The sequence below is a fragment of the Kouleothrix sp. genome (genome assembly GCF_046328425.1).
Classification (GTDB): domain Bacteria; phylum Chloroflexota; class Chloroflexia; order Chloroflexales; family Roseiflexaceae; genus Kouleothrix.
The window spans coordinates 1-2,651 of the sequence record NZ_JAXLWP010000059.1 but is presented as its reverse complement, the minus strand read 5'-3'; the positions used below and the strand labels follow the sequence as shown (position 1 = coordinate 2,651).

The window sequence follows — 2,651 nt, the reverse complement described above, 5'->3', positions numbered from 1 at the left end:
GCACAATACCGCGTCGGTTTGCCACGAGGCATGCGCCACCAACGGTGTACACGCGACGGCATTCATTATGGGGTCTGGGGCAACGCCCCAGCGGGGGAGTGCAGAGGGCGGACGCCCGCCCTCTGCCGCAGGGCACGGGGGCGCGTAGCCCTCGTAAGCCGTCTGCCGCGGGGCCCAGGCCCGCGCAGCCCCCGTAAGCCCTCTCGCAGGGCACGGGGGCGCGTAGCCCCCGAAAGCCCTCTCGCGGGGCACGGGGCGCGCAGCCCCGGATACAGGCGCGCAGCCCCCGAGAGAGAAAAGGCCCGCACGAATCCCCCCCACCGGCTCTAACGTTTTCCTAACAACGGAAAGGAGCCATCGTGATCGCAATCGACTACACACGCGACGGGATCGCGGCCGCCCGCGCCGGCGAGCTCGAGTGGGCTCGGCAGCTGTTCGCCCAGGCGCTCGCCGACGACCCGCAGTACGCCATGGCATGGCTGTGGCTTGGCTCGGTGTGCGCCGACGCGCGCGAGCGGCGCTACTGCTTCCGGCGCGCGCTCGGCGACGAGGCCACGCAGTACCACGCGCTGCGCCGCCTCGAGCAGGCCGGCGACGGCCCAGAGATGCGGCCGGCGATCTTGCTCCCCGACCAGCAGGCGGCCGCAGCCAAGCAGCCGCAGCCGCGCGCGCGCCGCTGGCGCTGGCCCCGCGCGCTCTTGCGCGTGCTCGTGCTGCTCGCGGTCGTGGCGGTGCTCTTCGCGGTGTTCGGCGATATGTCGCGCATCAGCGCGGCCGTGTGCAGCGATCGCGCGCAGCAGTACCTCGCGGCGACGCAGCCGCTCACCGACGAGTGGAGCCAGTCGTTCCGCGCGGCGACCGCCGCCGGCCGCGCCGCGCTGCCCGCCCAGCTCGCGCGCCTGCAGAGCGTCCGCCAGCGCTTCGCCGACATCGCGCCGCCCGCATGCCTGAGCGGCGCGCACGCCGAGATGCTGGCCTCGATGGGCAGCTCGATCGACGGCTTCCACGCGTTCCTCGCCAAAGAGGACAACCAGCGCGTCAACGCGCTGTTCGGCGAGGCGGCGGGCCACATGCAGGCATACACCAGCCTGCTGTCTGCCGCGCACGTCAGCGAGTAGAGCCAGGCCCTCGCGCAGGCGCGCCAGTGCAATTGACGCGCCCGCGCCCGCTGTGCTACGATGCCGCATACCAACCGCCACAGGCTGAATATGCGGGAGCAAGCGATGGCCACACCTCTCAACCCCGCCGTCGAGGCGCGCGTCGACCGGCTGCACGCGCACGGCGTCGTCGACATGCACTTCGACATGCTGATGGACCTGTACGACAAGCGCGAGCGCGCTGGCGTGCTCGAGGCCGACTACCTGCCCGAGCTGGAGCAGGGCGGCGTGGGCATCCTCGGCGCGGCGATCTACATCGAGGACAAGTACCTGCCCGAGCAGGCGCTGCGCGTGGCGCTCGGCCAAGTGGCGCGGCTGTACGCCGAGGCCGAGGGGAGCGCGCGCTTCGCGATCTGCCGCAGCCACGCCGAAATCGTCGCCGCGCGCGCGGCCGGCAGAGTCGCCGTGCTGATCACCATGGAGGGCGTCGAGCCGCTCGGCACCGACTTGAACCTGCTGCGGGTGTTCTACGAGCTGGGGCTGCGCAGCGTCGGGCTGACGCACGCCCGGCGCAACATGGCCGCCGATGGTGGTGTCTTCGCGCCAAGCGGCTCGTCGCGCCACGGCCTCAGCGACTTCGGGCGCGCGGTGGTGGCCGAGTGCCAGCGGCTTGGCATCCTGATCGACCTGGCGCACCTCAACCCGGCCGGCGTCGACGAGCTGCTGGCCACCACCAGCGGGCCGCTGATCATCTCGCACACCACGCCGCGCAAATTCTACGATATCGAGCGCAACAGCAGCGACGAGCACATCCGCGCGGTGGGCCGGCGCGGCGGCGTGGTCGGCGCCAACGCGGTGCTCGTCAGCCCGCGCGCCGACGACAGCACGCTCGACACCTACGCCGACGAGATTGAGTACCTCGTCGAGCTCGCCGGCATCGACGGCGTCGGCCTGGGGTTTGACTTCTTCGAGTTCATCTATCGCCGCTGGTCGGAGGCCGAGCGCGCCGAGCTGGACGGGCGGCTGACGCGGGCGTACTTCCTGCCCGATCTCTCGAACCACGGCCACGCGCGCAACCTGACGCGCAAGCTGATCGAGCGCGGCTTCGCCGACGAGCAGATCGCCCAGATTCTCTACGGCAACTGGATGCGCGTGTTCGAGCAGGTGCTCGAGCGCTAGCGCGGAGCGAGGGAGCGAGGGAGCGTTATGCCTCAGGGCGAACCCACACCCGAATCCGCGCCACGAGGCATCCGCCACCAAGGCTGTACATGCGACGGCATTCATTACGGGGCACGTGGCCGCGTAGGCCCCGCTCACCCCGACGGGGGGAAGGCGCGCACGATGCGCGCCCTACGGGAACGAAGGCCATGCCAATTGCAATGCCAGACGCGCATGCCTTGAGGCGCGGAGTGACGTGTCGGTTTGCCACGAGGCATGCGCCACCAACGGTGTACACACGACGGCATTCATTTGTGGGGTCTGGGGCAGCGCCCCAGCGTGGGAGTGCAGAGGGCGGGCGGCCGCCCTCTGCCGCGGGGCACGGGGGCGCGCAGC

2 protein-coding genes are annotated in these 2,651 nt (G+C 71.1%); both read left to right on the top strand.

The features are described from left to right. Positions 1-359 precede the first annotated feature (359 nt). A complete protein-coding gene (locus U0177_RS28885; RefSeq protein ID WP_409574161.1) occupies positions 360-1,118 on the top strand; it encodes a hypothetical protein in 759 nt (252 codons plus the stop codon). A gap of 105 nt (positions 1,119-1,223) precedes the next feature. Continuing rightward, the gene (locus U0177_RS28880) at positions 1,224-2,276 is read left to right on the top strand and encodes a dipeptidase (RefSeq protein WP_409574160.1); all 1,053 of its coding nucleotides are present in this window, start codon (positions 1,224-1,226) and stop codon (positions 2,274-2,276) included. Positions 2,277-2,651: the final 375 nt, after the last annotated feature.